Source organism: Streptosporangium sp. LJ11, assembly GCF_051918945.1.
Lineage (GTDB): Bacteria > Actinomycetota > Actinomycetes > Streptosporangiales > Streptosporangiaceae > Streptosporangium.
Window position 1 is genome coordinate 41,913 of record NZ_JBPXMB010000003.1, and the last position, 23,917, is coordinate 65,829.

Consider the following 23,917-nt stretch of genomic DNA (forward strand, 5'->3'; position numbering starts at 1 on the left):
CCCGATTCCCTCGTTCTCGCCCCTCTCGCTTTCGGCTCCCATGTCTCCGACCCCCATGTCCCCGAACCCCGTGTTTCCGGCCCTCGCGTCGCCGGTGCCGCCGATGACGGCGGTCCCCCGGCCGGCCGGGGGGCGCGGATGAGCGTCTCCGTGCTGGGCATCCGGCACCACGGCCCGGGGTCGGCGCGGTCCCTGCGCGACGAGCTCGAACGTCTCAAGCCGGACGTCGTGCTCATCGAGGGCCCGCCCGAGGCCGACGAGCTGGTCACGCTGGCCCATGACCCCGATCTCCAGCCGCCGGTCGCGTTGCTCGCCCACGTGCCGGGCGAGCCGTCCACGGCCGCGTTCTGGCCGTTCGCGGTGTTCTCCCCCGAGTGGCAGGCGATCCGCCACGCCGTCGCGGCGGGCGTCCCGGTCCGCTTCTGCGACCTGCCGGCCGTGCACAGCCTCGCCTCCCGCCCCGGCGCGAGCGGTCACGCGGAGCCGGGGGAGACCGGTGACGCCGGACCTGCGGAACCCCGGGAGGGGGAGACGCCGGAGGGCGCCGGCGCGCGGGGACCGGACGGGAGGGTCCCCGGCTCCCAGGGGGAGACGACCGGTGGTGAGAGGGACGGCGACACTCACGGTGAGCCGGACGACGTCGCCCCGGAGGCCGTGCGGATCGATCCGATCGGGGCTCTCGCCCGCGCCGCCGGGTACGACGACCCGGAGCGGTGGTGGGAGGACGCGGTCGAGCACCGTGGCGACACTCCGTTCCACATGATCGCTCAGGCCATGGAGGCCGTCCGCGAGGGGCACGTCGCCGACGAGTACGAGGCGCGGCGCGAGGCCTTCATGCGTCGCACGATCCGCAGGGCGGTCAGAGACGGGTTCGAGCGGATCGCCGTGGTCTGCGGGGCCTGGCACGTCCCCGCGCTGGCGGGCACGGCGCGTGAGGGCGCGCCGTGGGGGGCCGGGCTGCCCACCGTGAAGGCCGACGACGCGCTGCTCAGGGGGCTGCCCAAGGTCAGGGCCGAGATGACCTGGGTGCCGTGGACGTACGGGCGGCTGGCCGCCTGGAGCGGGTACGGCGCGGGAGTGACCTCCCCGGGCTGGTACCACCACCTGTTCGCCTCACCCGACCGGCCGGTCGAGCGGTGGCTGACCGGTGCGGCCGGGGTGCTCCGCGAGGAGGACCTGCCGGTCTCCTCCGCGCACGTCATCGAGGCGGTACGGCTCGCGGAGAGCCTGGCCGTGCTCAGGGGGCGGCCGCTGGCCGGGCTGGCGGAGGTCACCGAGGCGGTCAGGGCGGTGCTGTGCGAGGGCGACGACCTGCCGGTGGAGCTGATCCAGCGGCGCATGGTCGTGGGGGAGCGGCTCGGCCAGGTGCCCGACGCCACCCCGATGGTCCCTCTCCAGCGCCACCTGCGCGAGGAGCAGCGGCGGGTGAAACTCAAGCCCGAGGCGCTCGAGCGGGAGTACGACCTCGACCTGCGCAAACCCCTGGACCTGGAGCGCAGCAGGCTGCTGCACCGGTTGCGCCTGCTCGGCGTCGACTGGGGCACTCCCCGCGAGAGCAGGGGCAAGGGCACCTTCCGTGAGTCGTGGTCGCTCGCCTGGCGGCCCGAGTTCGACATCGACCTGATCGAGGCGGGCGCCTGGGGCACGACCGTCCCCGCGGCGGCCGCCGCCCGCGTCCGTGACCTCGCCGACGGGGGAGGGCCGTCCGGCCGGACCATCCGGGGCCGGGCGCCCGGCGGGACGTCCGGTCCGGGAGGAGGCGGTCCTGGAGGGAGCGGGCCGGGTGGGAGCGGGCCGGGTGGGAGTGGGGGGGCCGGCGGCATGTCCGGCGGCGTCACGCTGGCCGGGCTCACCGGCCTGGTGGAGCGCTGCCTGCTCGCCGACCTGCCGGAGGCGCTGCCGCACGTGCTCGACGCCCTGTCGGCGCGGGCCGCGCTCGACGGTGACGTCACGCACCTGATGGCCGCGCTCCCCGCCATGGTCCGCGCCCAGCGCTACGGCGACGTGCGCGGCACCCCCGCCACCGGCCTGGTCACCATCGTCGAGGCCATGCTCACCAGGATCTGCGTCGGCCTCGGCGGGGCCGTCACCGGTCTTGACGACGACGCCGCCCGCGACCTGATCCGCCACGTCGACGCCGTCCACGCCGCCGTCGCCCTGCTCGACACCGGACCCGTCCGCCCGGACGGTTCCCGTGCCCTCGGCGGTCCCGGGGAAATCGACGGTTCCGGGGAAAAGGACGGTTCCGGGGAAAGGGGCGTGTCCGAGGGAGCGGGCGCGGGTGGCTCGCGAGTCCAGGGAGGTTCGGCCGGTCCCGGGGAGGACGGGGAGGAGACGCCGCAGGGCCGGTGGCTGGTGGCGCTGCGCGGGGCCTCCGGCCGCGCCGACCTGCACGGGCTCATCGAGGGACGGCTCACCAGGATCCTGCTGGACGCCGCCGACCTCGACACGGCCGAGGTGGGACTGCGGATGTCGCGGGCGATGTCGGCGGGGCACCCGCCGGCGAGGGCGGCCGCCTGGATCGAGGGGTTCCTGTCCGGGGGCGGGCTGCTGCTCGTGCACGATCCCAGGCTGCTCGGGCTGGTCGACGAGTGGCTCACCGGGCTCGCCCCGGAGACCTTCGTCGATGTGCTGCCCCTGCTCCGCAGGACGTTCGGTGCCTTCGCCGCCCCGGAGCGGCGCTCGATCGGCTCGCGCGTCCGTTCCCTGGGGGCGGGCACCGGCGGCCTGGCGCCGGACGCGGAGGACTTCGACGAGGAGCGCGCGGCGGCGGCCGTGCGGACCGTGCTGACGATTCTGGGGCCGGCGACCGCGGAGCCGGCGATCGAGGGAAGGACGGGCAGTGCCGATGGATGAGAGGCTCCGCCGCTGGCGGATGGTCCTGGGCGGCGACGCGGACGGCACCGGGTGTTCGCTCACCGGGACCGACGCCCAGATGGACGGCGCGCTGGCCGCGCTGTACAACGGCGGCGGTGGTGGTGGTGGTGCTTCGGCCGAGCGGAGCGGGGGCCTGGGCGCCTCCGCGCCCAGGGTGGCGCGCTGGCTGGGCGACATCCGCTCCTATTTCCCCTCGACCGTCGTCCAGGTCATGCAGAAGGACGCCGTCGACCGGCTGAACCTGACCCGGTTGCTGATGGAGCCGGAGATGCTGGACGCGGTCGAGCCGGACGTCCACATGGTCGGCACGCTCCTGTCGCTCAACCGGGTGATGCCCGAGAAGGCGCGCGAGTCGGCCAGGGCGCTGGTGCGCAAGGTCGTCTCCGAGCTGGAGCGGAAACTCGTGCAGAAGACGAAGGCCGCCGTGACCGGCGCCCTGGACCGCTCGGCCAGGACCCACCGGCCCAAGCGGGCCGCCGACATCGACTGGGACCGCACGATCCGGGCCAACCTGAAGAACTACCTGCCCGAGCGCAACACCGTGATCCCGTCGAGGCTGGTCGGATACGGCAGGCGGCAGCGGGCCGTCCAGCGCGAGGTCGTGCTCTGCATCGACCAGAGCGGGTCGATGGCCGCCTCCGTCGTCTACTCGAGCGTCTTCGGCGCGGTGCTCGCCTCGATGAGCTCGCTGAGGACCTCGCTGGTCGTCTTCGACACGGCGGTCGTCGACCTCACCGACCAGCTCCACGACCCGGTGGAGCTGCTGTTCGGCACCCAGCTCGGCGGCGGCACCGACATCAACCGGGCCATCGCCTACGGCCAGGGTCTCATCACCCGCCCCAGTGACTCGATCTTCATCCTGATCAGCGACCTCTACGAGGGCGGCGTACGGGAGGAGATGCTCCGCAGGGTCGCCCAGATGACCGCGGGCGGTGTCCAGGTGATCGTGTTGCTCGCGCTCTCCGACGAGGGCGCGCCCTTCTACGACCACGACAACGCCGCGGCGCTCGCGGCCATGGGGGTGCCCGCCTTCGCCTGTACTCCCGACGCCTTCCCCGACCTGATGGCCGCGGCGATCGAGCGCCGCGACATCGGCCAGTGGGCGGAACGCCGGCTGGAGCGCGCCGCCACCTGATCCCGTCCCGGCGAGGGCGGCAGGGCCACGGGGGCCTGCCCTCGCCGGGACGCCAGGGAGGGCCGGGTCACCTTCGGAGGCCGCGGTACTCGGGGCGCCGTGAACGGGCGGGCCCTCGGGAGCCCGCCCGTTCGCCGGTGGGTGTCAGTGCGCGACCTCCTGCTCGGCCCGCGCCCGCCGGGGGAGGAGGAAGGCGGTCACGAAGGTGACGGCGAGCAGGCCCACCTCGACCCAGATCGTCAGCAGCATCGCGTCCTCAAGGCTGCGGCCCTGCTTGACCAGGCCGAAGAAGAGCGTCCCGATCGCCGCCGTGCCCAGGGCGCCGCCGAGCTGCTGGACGGCGGTGAGGGTGCCGGAGGCGGAGCCGGACTCGTGGGGCTCCACCCCGGCCAGCACGATGTCGAAGAACGGCGCCATGATCAGGCTCATCCCCGCGCCGGTGAGCAGCAGGGCGGGTGCGAGCTGCCAGGGGGTGACGCCCATGCCCGCGATGTTCAGGGTGAGGGCGACCCCCGTGACGCCCCCGGCCATCGCGACCGCGCCGATGTGGATCAGCCTGCGACCCACCTTCCTCGCCAGTCCCGAGGCGTTGACGAGGCCGAAGCCGACCAGGGTGCCGATGGCGTTCGGCAGGCCCGCGAGCCCCGCCTTCAACGGGTCGTAGCCCAGGGCGATCTGGGTGTAGAGCCCGAACACCAGGGAGAAGCCGATCATCCCGGCGAAGAAGACGAGACCGGTGATCAGGCCGCCGGTGAAGGAGCGCTTGCGGAACAGGCTCATCACCACCAGCGGGTCGCCGCCCGCGCGATCCTTGCGGGACTGGTGCAGGCAGAAGAGCGCGAAGACCGGGATCGAGGCGGCCATCAGGGCGAAGGTCCACGCGGGCCAGTCGAGGTCGCGACCCTGGACCAGGGGGAAGATCAGCAGGAAGGAGGCGGCCGAGATGAGCCCGGTGCCGGTCAGGTCCAGGCGCGAGGCGTGCGAGGGTTTCGACGCGGGCAGGTAGCGGAGCGCGCCGAGGAGGGCGATCAGGCCGACCGGCAGGTTGATCAGGAAGATCATGCGCCATCCGGTGCCGAAGAAGTCGCCGTCGACGAGCCAGCCCGCGAGGACGGGGCCCGCCACCGTGGACAGCGCCATGACCGGGCCGAACGCGCCGAACGCCGCGGCCAGCTCTTTGGGCGGGAAGACCTCCTTGATGATGCCGAGGCCCTGCGGCACCATCACCGCCCCGGCCAGGCCCTGCAGCACCCGCGCGCCGATCAGCATCTCGGGGGAGGTGGCCAGGCCGCACAGCAGCGAGAACAGGGTGAAGCCGAGGGCGCCGGCCACGAACATGCGCCTGCGCCCGTAGAGGTCGCCGAGGCGGCCCCCGGTGACGAGGCCGATGGCCATCGCCAGGGTGTATCCGGCGCTGAGCCACTGGATCATGCTCGACGAGCCGCCCAGCTCCTTCTGGATGGACGGCGCCGCGATGATCGTGATCATGGCGTCCATCAGGTCCATCACCTCCGCGGCGAGAACCACGAAGAGGGCGGGCCAGCGCCATCGGTACGGCTCCGCGCCGGTGGGTGAGGAGCCGGTCTCGACCGTGTGTGTCATGGGGGATCCGATCTGGGGAGTCGATGGCCGAAGAACAGTGTTCGTTGACTGCGAACACTGTTTTATAAACGAACGACGTTTGAGTCAAGTACATCGTTCGCATCAAACGAACGATGTTCGTAAAAAGTACGGTGTTCGCGACCGTGATCCGCCGCGGTATAGGATCGGCGCGTGACCGAGATCCCCGTCCCGCCGTGGCGCAAGACCCGCAAGGTGAGCGCTCCGCGAACCGTCCTGAGCAGGGATCTCATCGTCGCCACCGGGCTGCGCCTCATCGACGCCGAGGGGCTGGACGCGCTGAGCATGCGCCGTGTCGCCCAGGAGCTCGGCACCGGTCCCGCCTCGCTCTACGCCCACGTGGCGAACAAGGAGGAGCTGCTCGACCTGATGTACGACGAGGTCGTGGGCGAGATCCACGTGCCCGAGCCCGAGCCGGAGCGCTGGCTGGAGCAGCTCAGGGAGATGGTCCTCGACGCCTTCCGGGTCTTCAGCGCCCACGCCGACATCGCCAGGGTCGGCCTGGCGGGCATCCCGACCGGGCCCAACGCGCTGCGGGTGGCCGAGGGGCAGCTGGCCGTCATGCTCGCGGGCGGTGTGCCGCCCAGGGCCGCCGCCCTGATGATCGACCGCCTCGGTCTGTACGTCTGCTCGGACGCCTACGAGGGGTCGCTCTACGTCAACCGGCAGCGCGGCAGCGGCAAGGACCTGGCGAGCTTCCTGGGTGAATTCTTCGGTCAGATCGCCGCGTTCTACCGCAGCCTGCCCGTCGACCGGTTCCCCAACATCGTCGCCCAGGTCGACACCTTGATGGCCGCCAACGGCACCGAGCGGTTCGAGTTCGGGCTCGACCTGCTCCTGCGGGGCCTGGTCTCCCACGTCCAGGACGCCGGTCCTACGACCAAGGGCTGATCCGAAAGCCTGATGTGTGCCACCGCGCGCGGGCCGTACCGTCGACCCCATGACTACCGTGATGACCGACGAGCCTCCTGCCGGGATATTCGCCCGGAGTCACCGCGCCCTGACGGTGGGGATGGTGGCCCTCATCTCCCTGGCCGCCTTCGAGTACCTCGCGGTGGCCACCGCCATGCCGGTCGTGGCCGACGAGCTGGACGGTCACGCGCTGTACGGGCTGGCGTTCAGCGGGGCGCTCGCGGCCGGGGTGGTCGCGACGGTGCTGGGCGGGTGGTGGGGCGACCGCGGGGGGCCGGTCGCGCCGCTCTGGACCGGGGTGGCGGTCTTCGCCGCCGGGCTGGTCGTCGCCGGGGTGGCGCCGACGATGGACGTGTTCGTCGCGGGCCGGTTCGTCCAGGGCTTCGGCGCGGGCATCCTGCAGGTCTCGATGTACGTGCTGGTCTCACGCTCCTACCCGGCGGATCTTCATCCCCGGGTGTTCTCGATCTTCGCGACCGCCTGGGTGGTGCCCTCCATGGTGGGGCCCGCGATCACCGGCGTCGTGGTGGAGAACGCGGGCTGGCGCTGGGTCTTCATCGGAGTGACGGCGATCCTCCTCCCGGCGGCCCTGCTGCTCTGGCGCGGGCTGGCCTCCGCGCCGATGACGGAGCCGATGACGGAGCCGGTGACAAGGCCGGTGACGGAGCAGGGGCCGGTGCCGGGGGCGGTGTCGGAGACAGTGTCGGGGGCGATGCCGGAGCGGCCGTCCGGTGCCCGTTCCTCGATCGCGCACCGGCTGGGCTGGGCGCTGCTCGTCGCGGCCGGAGCCGCGCTCATGCAGTACGGCGCGTCGGCACTCACGCGCTCCGGCGGTGCGGTGCCCGGCACCGGGCTCGTCCTGCTCGCCGCCGGTCTGGCCATGCTGGTCGCGGCGCTGCCCCGGCTGCTCCCCCCGGGAACCCTGCGCGCGGCCCGCGGCCTGCCATCGGTGATCTCCCTGCGGGGGATCGCGGCGGGCGCGGCCATCGGCGGCGAGGCGTTCCTGCCGCTGATGCTCAACGAGGAACGCGGCCTGTCGCTGACCATGGCCGGGCTCACCCTGACCGGTGGCGCGCTGAGCTGGTCGTTCGGTTCCTGGGTGGTGGGCCGCAAGCGGTTCGACCGGGTCCTGGTGCTGCGCTCCGGCTCGGTGCTGATCGCCGTGGGCCTCGCGCTGATGGGCCTGACCGTCTTCGCCGCCGTCCCGGTCGCCACCGCCTTCCTCGGCGAGATCCTGCTCGGGCTCGGCATGGGCATCGTGTACCCGACGCTGTCGGTGCTCATCCTGGAGCTGTCGCCCCCGGGCGAGGAGGGGGAGAACAGCGCGTCGCTCGGCGTCGCCGAGTCGGTCTACACGGTCGTCGCGGTAGCGGTCACCGGAGCGCTCCTGGCGGCCCTGGGCGCCTCCGTCGCCGTCTACGTGCTGTGCTTCGGGCTGACGGCGCTGATGGCGGCCACCGGAGCCCTGGTCTCCGGACGCGTCCTTCCCCGGAGCTGAGCTCCCCCGTCCTGCGACCCCTCAAGCACTCCCGGCCCCCTGGTCCCGGTCTCTCCGAGCCGGAAAGGACGGAAGTACCGGACCGGATTCCCCCTCCGCGCCGGAGGCGTTCCCGGGCCATCGTGGCACCATGGGAAGAACGCCGTTCTTCGCGGTGTTGAGGGGGGAGTCCCGCCTCCGGGCGGGATTCGCGTTTCCAGAGCCCGGGTCCTCCGAGCCTGGGAAGTCGTCGGAGCCCGGAGTCGTCCGGGCTCGGAGAGGTCCAGGGGGGTCCATGCCGCGCGTCCGTGAGCTTGAGGTGTTCCGGCTGGTCCTGCCGTACGGCAGGCGGCCGGAGAGCATCCTCGTCCGGCTCACCGACTACGGCGGCATGACCGGGTGGGGAGAGGTCGTCGACGCCGATCCCAAGACCTGGGTCGCGTTGGAGGAGGGGCTCGCCCAGGCGCTGATCGGCGTCGACTGGGAGCATCCCGACGAGCTGGGAGCCGTCCCCGGGGGGTCCGCCGCCGACATGGCCTGCTGGGACCTGTGGACGAAGATGCGCGGGGTGCCGCTGGCCCACGCGCTCGGCGGCACCCGCACCTCCCTCATGGCCACCGTCAGGATCGGCGCCGACCGCAACCTGGAGAGCCTGGTCGCGAGGGTGAACCGGCACGTCTGCGCCGGGTACGCCCACGTCACCCTGGACGTCCACCCCGGCTGGGACATCGAGCCGCTGCGCGCCGTCCGCCGGGCGTACCCCGCGCTGGGCATCGGCGTGGACGCCCGCGGCGCCTACACCGACGTCGACGCCCTCGAGGCGCTGGACGCCTACACGCTCTCCGTCATCGAACGCCCCTTCACCGGTCTCGCGAGTCTCGGCGACCATGCCGACCTGCAGGAGCGCGTCGCCGCCCCGGTGCTGCTCGAGGTCGCCTCGGCCGCCGAGCTGGACGAGGCGATCACCGCGAGGGCGGGCCGGGCGCTGCTGCTCCGTCCCGCGGCCCTGGGCTCCCTGCGCGAGGTGCGACGGGTGCACGACCGCGCGGTACGCGCCGGATGGGAGATCGCCTGCGCCGGGGGCAAGGGCACCGGGCTGGCCCGCGCGGCCACCGTCGCCGCGGCCAGCCTGCCCGGCTGCGGCCTGCCCTGCGACGTGGCCGAGCCGCCGCGCAGCGCGCAGATCGTCGACCCGCCGGTCGGTGCCTCGGGCGGCGTGGTGGCGGTGCCGCTCACCCAGGCGGGCCTCGGTCACCGCATCGACGAGGACCGGGTCCGCCGCCTGTCCAAGGAGTCGTACTCGGTCTAGCCCGCGGCCCGCGCGGGGAGCCGGCCCGGCCGCCCGGTCGCACCCTGGCCTGTCCGCCGCCGGCCGGAGGCGAACGGGAGACGAACGGGGAGACGAACGGGGAGACGAACGGGAGACAGGGCCCCGCTCAGCCGCAGCCTTCGGTGATGCCCTTGGGAGAGGTCGGATCGGGTTTCGCCGTGGTGCTCGTCCCGGGGCGGGGGGTGCGGGTGGGTCCTCGCTCAGCCGCAGTCTTCGGCGTGGTGGTGGGGGCCGCGGTGGCGGTGAGGGGGCGCCGGGTGACGGCCGAGGCGCGCAGGGCCTTGGCGGTGACCGTGCGGATCCTGCTCCAGTCGGGGTAGCCGGTGTTGATCAGCGGTGGGACGAACTGGACGCTGGTCACCTTCGCGTTCTTGACCTTCAGCGCCAGCGGGACCAGGTGCTCCAGCATCGGGCGCGGGATGTCGGTGCGCAGCAGTTCCTTGGTGGCCAGCGCGACCTGGTTGAAGCGGGACAGCACGGTCGCCGGGTCCGACTGGGAGAGCAGGGCGCCCAGCACGCAGCGCTGGCGTCCCATCCGGGTGTAGTCGTCGCTGTTGGTGCGCGAGCGGGCGAACCACATCGCGTCGGCGCCGCGCAGCTTGCGGGTTCCGGCCTTGACCAGGCCCTCGTTGTACTTGCCGAAGACCACGTCCTGGGGAACGGTCAGCGTCACGCCCCCGATCGCGTCGATCAGCCGGGCGAAGCCCCACATGTTGACGAGGGCGTACCAGTCGATCTTCAGGCCCAGCGTGTAGCCGACCGTGTCGATGAGCGTCTTGGTGCCCTGGCCCTTACGGCCCCCGAAGATCTCGGGGTGGGAGTCGGCGTACTCCCAGACCGCGAAGAGCAGATCCTCGCGCGAGCCGTCGGGGTTGGCCGGGAGCCGGAACCCCTCGGGGAAGCGTTTCGCCATGGGGGAGCCGGGCACGAAGCGGACGTTCTCCAGGTTGCGCGGCAGGCTGAGCAGCACGGTGTTGCCGGTCTTGACGTCCACGCTGGCCACGTTGATGCTGTCGGTCCGCACGCCCACCCGATGGGTGTCGGCGTCGCCGCCGAGCAGCAGGATGTTCACCCGGCTGCGGCCCGCCCACGGGTCGTCCTCGCCGCCCCCGCCCCCGTCGCTCGCCGGGCGCGGCGTGGACGGGGCGTTGAAGACGTCGTCCAGTGCCGACTGCGAGACCGCCGTGTACTGCCCGACCAGGCCGAACGGCAGGAGTACGGCCACCGCGAGCGTTCCCGCCACGCCTCCGGCGATCGCCTGTCCCACACTGGGCAGCGTGCCGGGGTTCATCACGACGAACGAGTGCACGACCAGCGCGAACCAGGCGGCGCCGAGCGCCAGGGAGACGACCACGGTGACGTTGGTCAGCGCGGAGGAGGCGGCCAGCCGCCCGGCGATCCCGCCGAGGTCGGAGGTGAGCGCCACCCAGAGCAGGGCCAGCAGCAGCGCCGTGTACGCGCACAGGATCGCCAGCCCCGTCCTGCGCCATCCGGCGCGCAGGTGCGCGGCGCCCGGGACGATGGCGGCCAGTGCCGTCCAGCCGATGACCGCGCCGACTCCGGGCGGCTTTGATCTGTCCCGCAACTGCTCCCCGTTTCCTCGCGCTTGACCGCCGCAGGGAGATGGTAGGGGGGTGAAACCAGGTCGCGGGCGACAAGTCGGTGAACAACTCGGGAAGCTAATGCTCCTATATCGCGTCATTTCTACAGCAATAAGAATCGATCATGGTTTTCACTGGGATCGAATCACGGCGGCGCCGCGGTGATTCCCGGTCACCCGCACCGGCTCGCCCCCGGCGGAACCGTCACGGTCTCCCCGGAGGAACGCCCCCGTGACCCTCCCCGCCGGGTCCTCCGGTCCTCCTCGCGAGATCCCCCTGGAGAGCGGACAATCCGCACGAACTACCCTGGCCGTCATGCCCGACGTTCTCGGTCCCGACTACGAGCTCACGGTCCTGCCGATGGCCGATGACGACGAGGGGGCGGTGGTGGCCTCGCTGGTGCGGCGGCGTGCCGCCGAGCCCGCCCGCGGAGCCGTGCTCTACCTGCACGGCTTCACCGACTACTTCTTCCAGACCCACCTGGCCGACCATTTCGTCGCCAGGGGCTTCGACTTCTACGGGCTCGACCTGCGCAAGTACGGCCGCTCGCTGCTGCCGCACCAGACCCGCGGGTTCGTGCGCAGCCTCACCGAGTACTTCCCGGAGATCGACGAGGCGGTACGGATCATCCGCGAGCGCGACGGGCACGATCACGTCGTCCTCAACGCCCACTCCACCGGGGGCCTGATCGCCCCGCTCTGGGCCGACCGGGTCCGCGGCCGGGGACTGGTCCAGGCACTGGTGCTCAACAGCCCCTTCCTCGACCTCAACGTCCCCGCCCCCGTGCGGGTCGCCGCGGACCTGCTGCGGGTGCAGCTGTCCAGGCTGCCCACCCGCACCGTCCTGCCCATGGTGACCGCCACCGCGTACGGCACGAGCCTGCACCGCAGCCACCACGGCGAGTGGGACTTCGACCTGGAGTGGAAGCCCATCGGCGGGTTCCCGGTGCACGCGGCCTGGATCGGGGCGATCCGCCGGGCGCAGCGCAGGCTGCACGACGGTCTCCGGGTGGACGTGCCGGTGCTGGTGCTCTGCGCGGAGAAGGGCCTGCGGCTGCGCGCCTTCGCGCCGGAGGCGCAGGAGGCGGACGTCGTGCTCGACCCCCGGCGGATCGCCCGCTGGTCGACCAGCATCGGCTCGCACGTGACGTGCGTCCGCGTGCCAGGCGGCGTACACGACCTGGTGCTGTCAGCCGAGCCGGTCCGCAAGCGCGTCTTCGTCGAGATGGACCGCTGGCTCGACGGCTGTCCCTGACGGTCACGAGGACGTGACGCCGCCTCCGGCCGTCGTGGCCTGCGTCGTGGCCTGCCGGGGGACGCGGAGGCGAGGGACGCCGCGGCCCCACCGGGAAAGCCCTACCAGGGAAACGAGAACAGGCCGTAGTAGGCCGCGGCCACCAGCAGCAGGCCGGTGCTGCCCAGCACCCCGGCCACCGCGAAGCTCTGCGGGCGGGAGGGCTGCCAGCCCTCCCGCAGGCCCGACACGACGGCCGCCACGCCCGTGACCTCCTGCAGCAGCATCAGCAGCGCCAGGATCCTGATGACCAGCCACCCGGCGAGCACCGCGGGCCACGCCCCGGCCTGGTTGACCGAGAACAGCACGAGCAGCGTGATGAACGCCACCACCGAGACGAGCAGCCCGACCCCGGTCCACGCCATCCGGCGGAACCGCCGCCGTATCGGCGGCCAGATCAGGACGCCGGCCTCCGCGGCCGCCGCCCGGCCGCGCAGCCGCGCGGCCATCTCCGCCACCGGCCCGACCACGTAACCGACCACGGCCAGGCAGAGCGTCAGGCCGATCACCGTACCCCCGGCGTACCAGGGAGCGGCCGGGACGTCGCTCGCCTCCAGACGCTGGACCGGCGTGGCACCGGCGATGTGCACCGACGGCGTGGCCGTGCCCGGCAGGCCCAGCACCCAGTTGGCCAGCGTCCGAAGGTAGTCGGGGACGAGAGGGCCGCCGTGGAAGCGCATGCCGTGGTCGGCGCGGTCGAGGTAGCGGATCGTGTAGGCGTTGTTGCCGCCCTCGGCGAGCGCACCGGTCAGCGCCTTGCTGCTCTCCACGAACGGGATCGAGGGGTCGCGTGTGCCGTACAGGGCCAGGACCGGCTGCCGCAGCTCGCGCAGCGCGGGCAGGCCGTCGTAGCGCAGGAAGTCCGCGTCCACGGCGCCGATCGCGCGGATGAGCAGCTCGCGCACCCCGCTGGGCGCGTACAACCGCTGGAGCTGCTCGCCCAGCGCCCACGTCACCTGCCGCATGGGGGAGACGTTGGGGGCCGACACCAGCACGGTGAACCCGACGGCGCCGCTCTCGTTGGCGGCGAGGGGCACCACCCAGCTCCCCTCGCTCACCCCCCAGAGTCCCACCCTGGCCGGGTCGACGTCCTCGCGCGAACGCAGCTCCTTCAGGACGCGCAGGGCGTCGCGGGCGAGGAGGCCGAAGTCGCGCTTCATGAAGTCGTAGCCGACGGTCCGCTTGTCGTAGACGAGGGTGACGATCCCGGCCCTGGCCAGCCACTCGGCCTGGGTGGTGAACTCGCCCCTGACCCCGGGACCCGCCCCCTGCACGAAGACCAGCGCCGGGTGCCGTCCCGGGGCCATCGGCGCGCGGATGGTCGCTCCCAGCAACGTGCCGTCCTCGGCCGTGACGGTGACGTCCCGCGTGGTGATCTGCCTGTTCGCGGTGACCGGCCGGAGCTCGGACGGCGGTTGGGGCGGAAGGGCCTGGAAGACCGGATCGACGTGCAGGGGGGTCGGGTCGAACGGCGGCGGCAGGGTGTAGCCCACCGTCGCGAGAACCACCAGGATCAGGCCGGATGCGACGCTCAGGACACCGCGGCCCACCTGGACACCCACGCGATCCCCGATGGTCACTCGCCTCCGCGATCGTCGTTGTTCCGGTATCGTTCCATCCGATCTTCAAGCGTACTCACCACCGGAAGCCCCCACCAGAGGGGGGATTCGCGTGACGCGAGTGGCCACATTTGTCGCTGAGTCCTGTTAGCTTCGTGCGACATGCGGGTGTTGCACACATCGGACTGGCACCTGGGCCGCTCGTTCCACCGGGAGAGTCTCCTGGCCGCCCAGGGCGTCTTCGTCGACCACCTGATCGAGACGGTCAGGTCGGAGCGGATCGACGTGGTCGTGGTCTCCGGTGACGTCTACGACCGGGCGCTGCCCTCGGTCGACGCGGTCGACCTGTGCAACCAGGCGCTGCGCAGGCTCGTCGACGCCCGGGTGCGCACCGTGCTGATCAGCGGAAACCACGACTCGGCCCGCCGCCTCGGCTTCGGCGCCGACCTCATCGACGCGGCGGGTGTCCACCTGCGCACCGACCCGGAGCGGGTCGGCGAGCCGGTCGTCGTCGGCGACGTCGCCTTCTACGGCATCCCCTACCTGGAGCCCGAGCTGGTACGCGTCCCCTGGGAGCTGCCCGAGCGCACCCACACCGCCGCGATCGAGCACGCCATGTCCCTGGTCCGCGCCGACCTCGGGCGGCGAGGGCCCCGGTCGGTGGTCCTCGCCCACGCGTTCGTGACCGGGGGGCAGGGCAGCGACAGCGAGCGCGACATCAGCGTGGGAGGCGTCGCGCACGTCCCGGTGCGCGCCTTCGACGGCGTCGACTACGTGGCGCTCGGCCACCTGCACGGCCGCCAGCGGATGAGCGAGACCGCCCGCTACTCCGGCTCCCCGATCGCCTACTCCTTCTCCGAGAGCGGCCAGACGAAGGGCTCCTGGGTGGTCGACATCGACCCCGGCGGCTACGAGGGCGCCGAGTTCGTCGAGGCCCCGGTGCCCCGGCCGGTCAGCCGCCTCACCGGCCGCATCGACGACCTGCTGGCCGCGCCCGAGCACGCCCGTCACGAGGACCACTGGCTCCAGGTGACGCTCGTCGACCGGATCCGGCCCAAGGGCGCGATGGAGCGGCTCCGGTCCCGCTTCCCGCACACGCTCGCCCTGTCCTTCGAACCCGAGGGCGGGGTCCACGAGACCGTGACCCGCGCCAGGGCGGCCGGGCGCCCCGAGATCGACGTCGCCCTCGACTTCGTCCGCGAGGTGCGCGGCGAGGCCGCCGACCCCGCCGAGACCCGGCTGCTGCGGGAGGCCGTGGAGTTCTCCCGCATGAAGGAGGCGAAGGCGTAGATGCGCCCGCACCGTCTGTGGATCACCGCTTTCGGCTCCTTCCCCGGTGAGGAGCAGGTCGACTTCGACGCCCTCGCCGAGGCGGGGCTGTTCCTGATCCACGGCCCCACCGGCGCGGGTAAGACCACCGTGCTCGACGCGCTCTGCTACGCCCTGTACGGCAGGGTGCCCGGCAGGCGCGACAGTGCCAAGAGCCTGCGCTGCGACCACGCGCCCCCGGGCCGGGGGCCCAGCGTGGCACTGGAGGTCACGGTCAGGGGCCGCAGGCTGAAGATCACCCGGTCGCCGGCCTGGCAGCGCCCCAAGCTCAGGGGCACCGGCACGACCAGGGAGAACGAGAAGGCCCTGCTCCAGGAGCTCGCGCCCTCCGGGGAGTGGGTGGGGCTGACGACCAGGGTCGACGAGGCAGGGGAGTTCGTCGGCACCCTGCTCGGCATGAACGCCGAGCAGTTCCTCCAGGTCGCGATGCTGCCCCAGGGGGACTTCGCCAAGTTCCTGCGCGCCGACGGCGAGGATCGCCGCAGGGTGCTGGAGCGCCTGTTCTCGGTGAAGATCTACGCCACCGCCGAGTCCTGGCTCGCCGAGCAGCGCACCGAGGCGTACCGCGAGCAGCAGACCCTCCGCAAGGAGGTCGACTTCGCCGTCAAGCGCCTGGAGGAGGCCGCGGGCCCCGCCCTCCTGACCGCGCTGGCCGATCTCCCCGAGCCGCGGGTCTCCACGGAGTTCACGGAACCGGGGGAGTCCGTGAAGCTCGTGGAGCCCGCACAGCCCGCACAGCCCGCGCGGTCCGTGGAGGACGACCCGCTGGGGTGGGCCCAGGCGCTTGAGAACCTCGCGCGCCTGGAGGCCGCGCGGCTGGACGGGCAGGGAGCCGAGGGCGAGGCCGCCGTACGGCGGGCGCGCGAGAGCCTGGAACGCGGTGCCGCGCTGGCCGACCGGCGACGGCGTCACGCCGAGGCGCTGACCAGGAGCCGGGCCCTGGAGGAGACGGCCGAGGAGCGGGCCGACCTGGAGGCCATCCTGGAGGAGGCGGCGGCCGCCGACCGGGTGCTGCCGCTGATCCAGGGGGCCGAGCAGCGCGCCGAGGCCGCGTCCAAGGCCCACCACCTGGCCGCCGACGCCGTCGCCCGCGCCCTCCCCCTCCTCGGCGCCCCCCTCGACCGGTGGGACGCCGTCCGCGACCGTACCGGCACCGCCCGCGACGGCGCCGGTACGGCAGGCGCGGCCCACGGCGACGACGCCCGCGACCACGTGGACGCCGGCGCCCATGAGGATGTCCGTGACCCCACGGACGCCGGTGCTGACCGCCGCCACGCCGTACTCGGTCACCTGGCCGCGCTGGAGCGCGACCGCCGGAGTGAGATCACCCGCCTGGGCGAGCTGCGCGCGGAGGAGTCGCGCCTGACGGGAATCGTCCGGGAGCGGGAGAGGACCGCTCGCGAGATCGTCGAGCTGGCCGCCGTTCAGGCAGAGGCCGACGCCCGCCTGGAGGCCCTCCCCGGTCTCCGCCGGGAGCTGGACGAACGGCTCACCGCCGCCCGCCTGGACGCGGCCCGCCTCCCCGCCGCCGAGTCGGCGGTGGAGGGCGCCGTCACCCGCCTCCGGGCGGCCGAGCACCGCGACCGCCTCGCCGCCGACCTGTCCGCCGCCCGCGCCGACCTCGCCGCCAGGCTGGCCGCCTTCCCTCCGGAGGTGCGCGAGACCCTCGACCCCGACGAGGTGCGCGAGACCCTCGACCCCGGGGAGATCCGCGAGGTCCTCACCGCCCAGGAGAGGGATCGCGGGCGGGAGCTGGCCGGGCTGGAGGGGCTGCGGGTCGAGGAGGCCCGGCTGGCCGAGCTCGACGGGCTGATCGCCGCGCTCGACGCCGAGCTCCCGGAGGTGGTCCGGCAGGAGGCCGAGGTCCGCGAGACCCTGGAGGGGCTGCCCGCCGCGTCGGCGGAGGCGTCCGCCCGGCTCGGTGAGGCCAGGGCCGCCGCGGCGGGGATCCCGGCGGCGCGGGCGAGCGCCGACACCGCCGCCGCGGTGCTCGCCGCGGCACGGCGCCGCGAGATACTCCGCGTCGAGCTGGAGTCCGCGCGCGCCGCGCAGACCGAGGCCACCGACCTCGCCCAGACGCTCCGCGACCGGCACCTGGACATCCGGCAGTCCAGGATCGACGGCATGGCCGCGGAACTCGCCGCCAAGCTCACCCCCGGCCACCCCTGCGCGGTCTGCGGCTCACCCGACCACCCCGCCCCCGCCGCCCCGGCCGACCAGGCGCCCACCGCCGACGACGAGCGCGCCGCCCAGGGCGCCTACGAGGCGGCCATGGAACGGCGCCAGGCCGCGGGAAACACCGTCACGACGCTGGTCTCCCGCCTCGACGAGGCACTCGCCGTCGCGGGAGAGGCGACCGGCGAGGAGGCGGGGGAGATCCTCGCCGAGGCGAGCCGGAAACTGGAGGCGCTGACCTCCGCCGCGAGCGCCGAGGAGGCCCTCGCCGCCGAGGTGGAGCGGATCGCCGCCGAGCTGGACGGCGCGAGGACCCGGGCGGCGGAGATCGCCCGGCGGCTCGCCGAGGGCCACGCCCGCCGTACGGGCTGGCAGGCCGAGCGCGAGCGCCTCACCGCCCGCCTGGACGGCGCCCGGGGCACCGACCCCTCGGTGCGGGCCCGCCGTGACCGCCTGGCACGGGAGGCAGCGCTCCTGTCCGCCGCGCTCACCGCCGCGACCCGCGCCATCGAGGCCGCCGCGGCCCACCGCGAGGCGCGCGACCGGACCGACCTGGCCGTACGGGACGCCGCGGGCGAGCTCACCGAGGCGGAGCGGGCGCTGGCCGCGCTCCGCGAGTCGGCGGGGGCCGAGCCGGTGCTGGCGGCCGAGGCCGGGCGGATCGCCGCCGAGTCCGAGCGGCTCGGGGAGCGCTCGCGCGAGCTCGCCGTCGGGCTGGCCTCCCGCCGTACGAACGTCGAAAGGCTCGGCGCCGACGCCGAGCGGCTGGCCGCGCGCCTCGACGAGGCGCGCGGCCAGGACCCGACACTGGCCGCCAGGCTGGACCGGCTGGCCGACGAGGCGGAGCTGCTGCGGGAGGCCGTCGAGGCGGTCAGGGACGAGCGGGTCACCGCCGCCGAGCTCGTGACGGCCCGCGACCGGGCGCTGGGCGCCGCCGTCGAGGCGGGCTTCCTCGGGCTCGACGACGCCCGCGCCGCCGTCCGCTCCCCCGCCGAACGGGAGGAGAAGGCCGCCCGGCTCCGCGAGCTCGCCCAGGAGGGCGCCGCGGTCGCCGCGATGCTCGCCGATCCCGAGCTGGTCGCCGCCGCGGCCGAGCCGGAACCCGACCTCGCGGGACTGCGCGAGGCGCGGGACGCGGCCGACGCCGCCCACGCCCGCCTGCTGTCCGAGCGGGACAGGGGCGAGGCCCGCCTGGCCCGGCTGGCCGCGCTCCGCACCGAGCTGGCCGCCTGCCTGCGACGCTGGGAGCCCGCCGACGAGCGGCACCGGCTGACCGAACGGCTCGCCACCCTGACCGGCGGCAACTCCACCGACAACCGGTGGAAGATGCGGTTGTCGTCCTACGTGCTCGGCGAGCGCCTCAGCCAGGTGGTCGAGTCGGCCAACGAGCGGCTCGACCACATGTCGGGCGGGCGCTATCTCCTTGAGCACAACCGCGACCGCTCCGCCGGAGACCGGAGCAGGTCCGGCGGCGGGCTCGGCCTGCACATCCTGGACAGCTGGACCGGCGTGGGCCGTGACCCGGCGACCCTCTCCGGCGGCGAGAGCTTCATCACCTCGCTCGCCCTCGCCCTCGGCCTGGCCGACGTGGTCACCGCCGAGGCCGGGGGAGCGGATCTCGGCACGCTCTTCGTCGACGAGGGCTTCGGCACCCTGGACGAGGACACCCTCGACGGTGTGCTCGACATCCTCGACGGCCTGCGCGACGGCGGCCGGGCGGTCGGCATCGTCAGCCACGTCGCCGAGCTGCGCACCCGGGTGCCCGCGCAGTTGCACATCCGCAAGGAGCGCCGGGGTTCGACCGTCCGCCAGTGACCCGTCCGCCGGTGCCCCGGATCACCCGCTCGGTCGCCTGAGCCACGACCACGTCGCCAGGTCCGGCCGGGCCGGCCCGGAACACCGAACGCGCTCAGCGCACGCGGGCCCGGCGAGCCGCCCGACCGACGCCTCGCCGATATGAACCCGGCGGTCAGGGGGTGCGGCGCAGAGGCGGGCGGCGGGCCCAGGTGGCCCAGCGCCAGAGCCATTCCAGCGGGCCCTGGCGGTAGCGGCGCAGCCAGAGCGTGGACACCAGCCACTGGGGGACGAGAACGGCCCCGGCGACCAGGAGCACCGTCGCCGACGACCAGCCGTCCGGCGAGTCGCCGATGAGGCGGGCGGCCACCAGGACGAGGATCGTGGCGGACAGGTAGTTGGTCAGCGCCATCCGGCCCAGCGGCGTGAAAATCATTTGCAGCGCCGGACGGAGCGGCGTTCTGAGCAGGAGCAACAGGACGCACACGTAGACGCCCGCCATCAGCGACCCGGCGAGGCCGAACCAGGTGTTGAAGTACGCGTCGCCGGCCGGCGTTTCGATCTGCAGCCACACGGCGGGCACCGCCCCCGCGGCGAAGAGCAGGGCCAGCGCGGCCGGAACGCGGACCGAGCGCTCCATCCGGTCGATCACCCCGTACCGGGTGAGTGCCGACCCCAGCAGGAACAGTCCGGGCACCAGCGGCACACCGTTGCTGTCGAGGATCAGCGGCGTCGCGATGAGGACGGCGGCGAGCCCCGCGACGGCCCGGCGCGGCAGCCAGGTCGAGGGCAGCAGCACCAGCAGGCCGACGACGGCGTAGATGGTGAGGATGTCGCCTCGCCACAGCAGGAACATGTGGGCCAGGCCCACGGCGAGCAGGGCCAGGAGCCGGCGCGCCAGAAGCACCCGCGGGCGCGGGGCGTGGCGTCCCGCGGAGTCCAGCAGCAGCGAGAAACCGACGCCGAACAGCAGGGAGAAGATCGGGAAGAAGCGCTGGTCGACGAAGAGCCCCAATCCCAGCCAGGCGTCGTCCTGACCCGGGGCCACCACCACGGACCGCGTGACCTCGGTGGCGTGGATCATGTGGGCGATCGGCTTGACGTTGGCCAGCAGGATCCCGCACAGGGCGAACCCGCGCAGCACGTCGAGCGCGGCGACACGCGGCCGGCCGGAGAAGGTCGTCGTGGGGTGTCCCGGCCCTGTGGACTCCGGCGCCGGGGGGAGCGTCTCATGTGGCATGGGACCTCATCCTGTGGACTCCGGCCCGTTCCCACATCGGCGGAAAGCAGGGAGGGAACAGTACTTTCGGCCGGTACGGGCCAGTGGGACGCCTCCCCTAGCCTGGAGGCCGTGGGTGTTCCCGATCGGTTCAAGGTGGCGGCCGGCGCCGGGCTCGGCGCCGTGTTCGCGGTGACCGTGGCCTTCCAGGCGTACCAGGTCGCCGGCAGCTGGGGCGCCGGGTACTGGCCGTTCGGCGCGGCGGTCGCCGCCTGGGTGTGCGCGCTCGCCCTGGTGCGCCACCGCGATCCGCTGTGGACCGCCGTCGCCGGCCTGGCCGTGGCCGCGCTCGCCGTCCTCGTCACCCGCCTCGTCCACCTTCCCGCCGAACCCAGCCCCGCCGCGTCCCTGGGGGCGGCGGTGCTCGTCGGCTCCGCGGTCAGGACGCTGCCCGCCCGCACGGCCTGCGCCGTGGCCGCCGCGGGACTGGCCGTGGTGGCGGGCGGCCTTCTCGTCAATCCCGGCTCGGCCGTGCCGGTGGTGAGCGGCCTGCTCTGGCTCACCGCCCTGACGGCAGGGGGCGGCCTCCGGCTGCTCGCGGCCCGCCGCCGTACCGTCGCCGAGCGGGTACGACGTGCCGAGCGCCTTGAGCTGGCCAGGGAGCTGCACGACGTCGTCGCCCACCACATCACCAGCATCGTGCTCCAGGCCCAGGCCGCCCAGCTCGTCACCGCCAAGCACCCGGAGAGGACGGCCGGATCCCTCGCCGGCATCGAGACCGCGGGCTCGGAGGCCCTGGCCGCCACTCGCCGCGTGGTCGGCCTCCTGCGTGACGCCGCTCCCGCCGCCGAAGGCCACGAACGGCTCGGCGAGCTGATCGAGGGCTTCGAGAGCCACGGCCGCCGGGCGCACCTGCGGCTGGACGCCGAGCCGTCCGGCTGGCCGCCCCAGGTGAGCAGCACCGTGTACCGGATCGTGCGGGAGGCGCTGACCAACGTCTCCCGGCACGCCCCGCACGCCCGCGAGGTCACCATCGGCATCACCCAGCACGAGAGGGCCGTCACGGTCGAGGTCGAGGACGACGCCCCGCGACTGCCCGCCCGCCGCTACCGCCGCGCCGGATACGGCCTCATCGGGATGCGCGAACGCCTCGAAGCCCTCGGAGGCACCCTGACCGCCGGCCCTCGCCCCGGCTCGGGCTGGTCCGTCCGCGCCACCATCCCCACCGGAGAACACCGATGAGACCGCCTGCACCCGTCACGGAGCGCCGATGCCGGATGGCGCGGCCCCTGCCCGTCGGGGAGTGCCGATGACCATCCGGGTGCTTCTGGCCGACGACCAGGAGATGGTCCGGGCCAGCCTGCGGATCATTCTCGAGGACCAGCCCGACATCACCGTGGTCGCCGAGGCGGGCGACGGCGTCGAAGCGATCGAGCAGGCCCGCAGGACGCTTCCTGACGTGTGCCTGGTGGACATCCAGATGCCCCGCCTCGACGGGATCGAGGTCGCCCGCGCGCTGGCCGGGGCCCCGCCCAGGGTGGTCATGGTCACCACGTTCGACCTGGACGAGTACGTCTACGGCGCGCTGCGCTGCGGCGCGGCCGGATTCGTGCTGAAGGACGCGGGTCCCCGCCTGCTGGTCGAGGCCGTGCGGGCCGCGTACACGGGAGACGCGCTCATCTCACCGTCCATCACGCTGCGGCTGCTGCGCCAGCTCACCGACCGCGGCACCCGGACCGGGGCCCGCGTGCCGGCACAGCCATTGACCGCGCGGGAGACCGAGATCGTCCAGGCGATCGGCAGGGGACGCACCAACCAGGAGATAGCCGACGAGCTGTTCATCTCGCTGAGCACGGTCAAGGGGTATGTGTCGGGCATCACGGCCAAGCTCGGTGTACGCAACCGGGTCGAGATCGTGGCGTGGGCCTGGGAGAGCCGAGGCCGGGGCGGGCCGCCCCCCGGAGGACGATCCGGTAACCGGTAGGCATCAGATGTAGTGATATCAGTGACATACGGGCTCAATCATCGGGTAGGCATGCCCAATGTCTTCTTTGCGCTACGAAGGGTGGCTGCTGGCCGGGCGCTACCGTCTCCTGGCCGGGCTGGGCAGAGGCGGCACGGCGACGGTGTGGCGCGCCCATGACGACCTCCTCGACCGTGAGGTCGCGGTCAAGGAGGTCGAGCTCCCCGATCACCTGACCGGGCCGGAGCGCGAGGTCCTGCTGGAACGCACGATGCGCGAGGCGCGCCTCGCCGCGCGGCTGAGCCACCCCAACATCGCCGCGGTGTACGACGTGGTGCGGGCCGACGACTCCCTGTGGATCGTGATGCAGCTCGTGCGCTCGCGCAACCTCGCCGAGGTGGTCGCCGAGGAGGGGCCCATGCGCGCGCCCACCCTCGCGCGGGTCGGGCTGGACGTGCTGTCGGCGCTGGAGGCCGCCCACGCGGCCGGAGTCATGCACCGCGACGTCAAACCCGCGAACATCCTGCTCACCGAGGACGGGCACGCCATCCTGACCGACTTCGGGCTGGCCGCCGCCGTCGACGAGGACGTGTCTCTCACCAGGACGGGGATGGTCGTGGGCACGCCCGCCTACATCGCCCCCGAGCGCGCCGGCGGAGTCGCGTCGAGTCCGGAAAGCGACCTGTGGTCCTTCGGGGCCACCCTGTACGCCGCCGCCGAAGGCCGCTCCGCGTTCGGGCGCAGCACCGCGCTGGCCACCCTCGCCGCCGTGCTGACGGCCGATCCCGAACCGTTCCGGCACGCCGGGCCCCTGGCGCCCGTCATCGCCGGCCTGCTCGACAAGGACCCCGCCCGGCGCACCGACGCCGCCCGTGCCCGGAAACAGCTGGAGGACGTGGTCACGCTGTGGGAGCGGGACGCGGACAGCACCGCGGCGCCCTTCCTCGCCGCCGGCGTCGCGGTGCCGGCCGCGGACCAGCGGTCCACCGGGCCTGTCGAGGCCGACCGCCGCTCCACCGGTCACCACTTCCACGGAGACGCCGGTCGTGGTTTCGCGGCGCACCACCTTCGTGAGGAGGCCGGGCCCACCTCGGCACACCGGCGGGTCATCGGGCGCCGGCGCCTGTCGGCGGGTGTCGCGGTTCTGGCCGCCGGCGTTCTCGCCGGCGCGGCCCTCACCGCCGGATGGCGCGGTGGCGAGTCCGGCCGGCCGGAGCCGGTCGCTCCTTCCGGGACCGCTCCCGTCACGGCGCCACAGGCCACCCGTACCCCCGAGACGCGGCAGGTGATCGACGACGAGTACCCCACCGCCGCACCTCGCCGCAGCGGACGGACCGACGTCGCCCCCAGGGCGGCGACCACTACTGGTTCCCCCGGGGCGGGCAAGCCGGGAACCGCCGCGAAGGCCAATCCCAATGCCAACAAGCACAAGGGCAAACCGGCCGGCCACGGGAACGGGAACGGGAACGGGAGAAATCCTTAAGGGAAACGGCAAGGGTCACCGGCCGCGTACCGTGAACATGGGTCTCGACGAGGTCAGGTGATTGTTCTAGCGTGAGGGGCGCCCACCCCTCCGCGACGTTTGGAACGTTCCATGGTGGCTCAGGTGACGCTCGACGCGACCAAGTACGGC

General features: G+C 73.5%; 15 protein-coding genes. 11 read left to right on the top strand and 4 right to left on the bottom strand.

Annotated elements, in window-relative coordinates:
- Nucleotides 1–138 precede the first annotated feature (138 nt).
- Both ACTOQ3_RS05020 and ACTOQ3_RS05025 read left to right on the top strand, forming a co-directional pair.
- Complete coding sequence (locus tag ACTOQ3_RS05020; RefSeq protein WP_440082225.1) at nt 139–2,856, top strand: DUF5682 family protein; 2,718 nt, start codon at nt 139–141, stop codon at nt 2,854–2,856.
- Nucleotides 2,849–4,012: a VWA domain-containing protein gene (locus tag ACTOQ3_RS05025; protein WP_440082226.1), complete on the top strand. Its 1,164-nt coding sequence runs from the start codon at nt 2,849–2,851 to the stop codon at nt 4,010–4,012. The genes ACTOQ3_RS05020 and ACTOQ3_RS05025 overlap by 8 nt, the downstream gene beginning before the upstream one ends.
- 144 nt (nt 4,013–4,156) lie before the next feature.
- Here the strand turns inward: ACTOQ3_RS05025 and ACTOQ3_RS05030 are convergent, their stop codons facing one another.
- On the bottom strand, nt 4,157–5,614 hold the full coding sequence (locus ACTOQ3_RS05030) for an MFS transporter (RefSeq protein ID WP_440082227.1): 1,458 nt from the start codon (nt 5,612–5,614) through the stop codon (nt 4,157–4,159).
- Between the two features lie 171 nt (nt 5,615–5,785).
- Here ACTOQ3_RS05030 and ACTOQ3_RS05035 point away from each other — a divergent pair, with 171 nt between their 5' ends.
- From ACTOQ3_RS05035 to ACTOQ3_RS05045, 3 genes are all read left to right on the top strand, one after another.
- Nucleotides 5,786–6,523 (top strand): TetR/AcrR family transcriptional regulator, encoded by a 738-nt coding sequence (locus tag ACTOQ3_RS05035; RefSeq protein WP_440082228.1) that lies wholly within the window; start codon nt 5,786–5,788, stop codon nt 6,521–6,523.
- A gap of 49 nt (nt 6,524–6,572) precedes the next feature.
- The gene (locus tag ACTOQ3_RS05040) at nt 6,573–8,042 is read left to right on the top strand and encodes an MFS transporter (RefSeq protein WP_440082229.1); all 1,470 of its coding nucleotides are present in this window, start codon (nt 6,573–6,575) and stop codon (nt 8,040–8,042) included.
- Nucleotides 8,043–8,316: 274 nt separating this feature from the next.
- Entirely contained in the window at nt 8,317–9,330 is a 1,014-nt protein-coding gene (locus ACTOQ3_RS05045; RefSeq protein WP_362846451.1) for an enolase C-terminal domain-like protein, read from the top strand.
- Nucleotides 9,331–9,457: 127 nt separating this feature from the next.
- Here ACTOQ3_RS05045 and ACTOQ3_RS05050 read toward each other — a convergent pair whose 3' ends face one another.
- The gene (locus ACTOQ3_RS05050; protein ID WP_440082230.1) at nt 9,458–10,936 is read right to left on the bottom strand and encodes an LCP family protein; all 1,479 of its coding nucleotides are present in this window, start codon (nt 10,934–10,936) and stop codon (nt 9,458–9,460) included.
- Nucleotides 10,937–11,267: 331 nt separating this feature from the next.
- Here ACTOQ3_RS05050 and ACTOQ3_RS05055 point away from each other — a divergent pair, with 331 nt between their 5' ends.
- Entirely contained in the window at nt 11,268–12,206 is a 939-nt protein-coding gene (locus ACTOQ3_RS05055) for an alpha/beta hydrolase (protein ID WP_440082231.1), read from the top strand.
- A gap of 101 nt (nt 12,207–12,307) precedes the next feature.
- Here ACTOQ3_RS05055 and ACTOQ3_RS05060 read toward each other — a convergent pair whose 3' ends face one another.
- Nucleotides 12,308–13,825: an alpha/beta hydrolase family protein gene (locus ACTOQ3_RS05060; RefSeq protein ID WP_440082232.1), complete on the bottom strand. Its 1,518-nt coding sequence runs from the start codon at nt 13,823–13,825 to the stop codon at nt 12,308–12,310.
- Nucleotides 13,826–13,966: 141 nt separating this feature from the next.
- Here ACTOQ3_RS05060 and ACTOQ3_RS05065 point away from each other — a divergent pair, with 141 nt between their 5' ends.
- Nucleotides 13,967–15,094, top strand: coding sequence for an exonuclease SbcCD subunit D (locus tag ACTOQ3_RS05065; protein WP_440082233.1), 1,128 nt, complete (start codon nt 13,967–13,969; stop codon nt 15,092–15,094).
- Nucleotides 15,095–19,123, top strand: a complete 4,029-nt coding sequence (locus ACTOQ3_RS05070) for an AAA family ATPase (protein ID WP_440082234.1) — start codon at nt 15,095–15,097, stop codon at nt 19,121–19,123.
- A gap of 154 nt (nt 19,124–19,277) precedes the next feature.
- Here ACTOQ3_RS05070 and ACTOQ3_RS05075 read toward each other — a convergent pair whose 3' ends face one another.
- Nucleotides 19,278–20,342 carry a DUF418 domain-containing protein gene (locus ACTOQ3_RS05075; RefSeq protein ID WP_440082235.1) on the bottom strand — a complete coding sequence of 355 codons (1,065 nt, stop codon included), beginning with the start codon at nt 20,340–20,342 and terminating at the stop codon, nt 19,278–19,280.
- A gap of 111 nt (nt 20,343–20,453) precedes the next feature.
- Here ACTOQ3_RS05075 and ACTOQ3_RS05080 point away from each other — a divergent pair, with 111 nt between their 5' ends.
- The 3 genes from ACTOQ3_RS05080 (at nt 20,454) to ACTOQ3_RS05090 (ending at nt 23,767) form a co-directional block, all read left to right on the top strand.
- Nucleotides 20,454–21,563, top strand: coding sequence for a sensor histidine kinase (locus tag ACTOQ3_RS05080; RefSeq protein ID WP_440082236.1), 1,110 nt, complete (start codon nt 20,454–20,456; stop codon nt 21,561–21,563).
- Between the two features lie 67 nt (nt 21,564–21,630).
- Nucleotides 21,631–22,305, top strand: coding sequence for a response regulator (locus tag ACTOQ3_RS05085; protein WP_440082237.1), 675 nt, complete (start codon nt 21,631–21,633; stop codon nt 22,303–22,305).
- Nucleotides 22,306–22,363: 58 nt separating this feature from the next.
- Complete coding sequence (locus ACTOQ3_RS05090) at nt 22,364–23,767, top strand: serine/threonine-protein kinase (protein ID WP_440082238.1); 1,404 nt, start codon at nt 22,364–22,366, stop codon at nt 23,765–23,767.
- Nucleotides 23,768–23,917 lie beyond the last annotated feature (150 nt).

Excerpts from the sequence above, each read along its gene's own strand:
- ACTOQ3_RS05070 (WP_440082234.1), top strand. The coding sequence starts at position 15,095 with ATGCGCCCGCACCGTCTGTGGATCACCGCTTTCGGCTCCTTCCCCGGT.
- ACTOQ3_RS05055 (WP_440082231.1), top strand. The coding sequence starts at position 11,268 with ATGCCCGACGTTCTCGGTCCCGACTACGAGCTCACGGTCCTGCCGATG.
- ACTOQ3_RS05040 (WP_440082229.1), top strand. The coding sequence starts at position 6,573 with ATGACTACCGTGATGACCGACGAGCCTCCTGCCGGGATATTCGCCCGG.
- ACTOQ3_RS05020 (WP_440082225.1), top strand. The coding sequence starts at position 139 with ATGAGCGTCTCCGTGCTGGGCATCCGGCACCACGGCCCGGGGTCGGCG.
- ACTOQ3_RS05045 (WP_362846451.1), top strand. The coding sequence starts at position 8,317 with ATGCCGCGCGTCCGTGAGCTTGAGGTGTTCCGGCTGGTCCTGCCGTAC.
- ACTOQ3_RS05090 (WP_440082238.1), top strand. The coding sequence starts at position 22,364 with ATGTCTTCTTTGCGCTACGAAGGGTGGCTGCTGGCCGGGCGCTACCGT.
- ACTOQ3_RS05065 (WP_440082233.1), top strand. The coding sequence starts at position 13,967 with ATGCGGGTGTTGCACACATCGGACTGGCACCTGGGCCGCTCGTTCCAC.
- ACTOQ3_RS05075 (WP_440082235.1), bottom strand. The coding sequence starts at position 20,342 with ATGCCACATGAGACGCTCCCCCCGGCGCCGGAGTCCACAGGGCCGGGA.
- ACTOQ3_RS05085 (WP_440082237.1), top strand. The coding sequence starts at position 21,631 with ATGACCATCCGGGTGCTTCTGGCCGACGACCAGGAGATGGTCCGGGCC.
- ACTOQ3_RS05025 (WP_440082226.1), top strand. The coding sequence starts at position 2,849 with ATGGATGAGAGGCTCCGCCGCTGGCGGATGGTCCTGGGCGGCGACGCG.
- ACTOQ3_RS05030 (WP_440082227.1), bottom strand. The coding sequence starts at position 5,614 with ATGACACACACGGTCGAGACCGGCTCCTCACCCACCGGCGCGGAGCCG.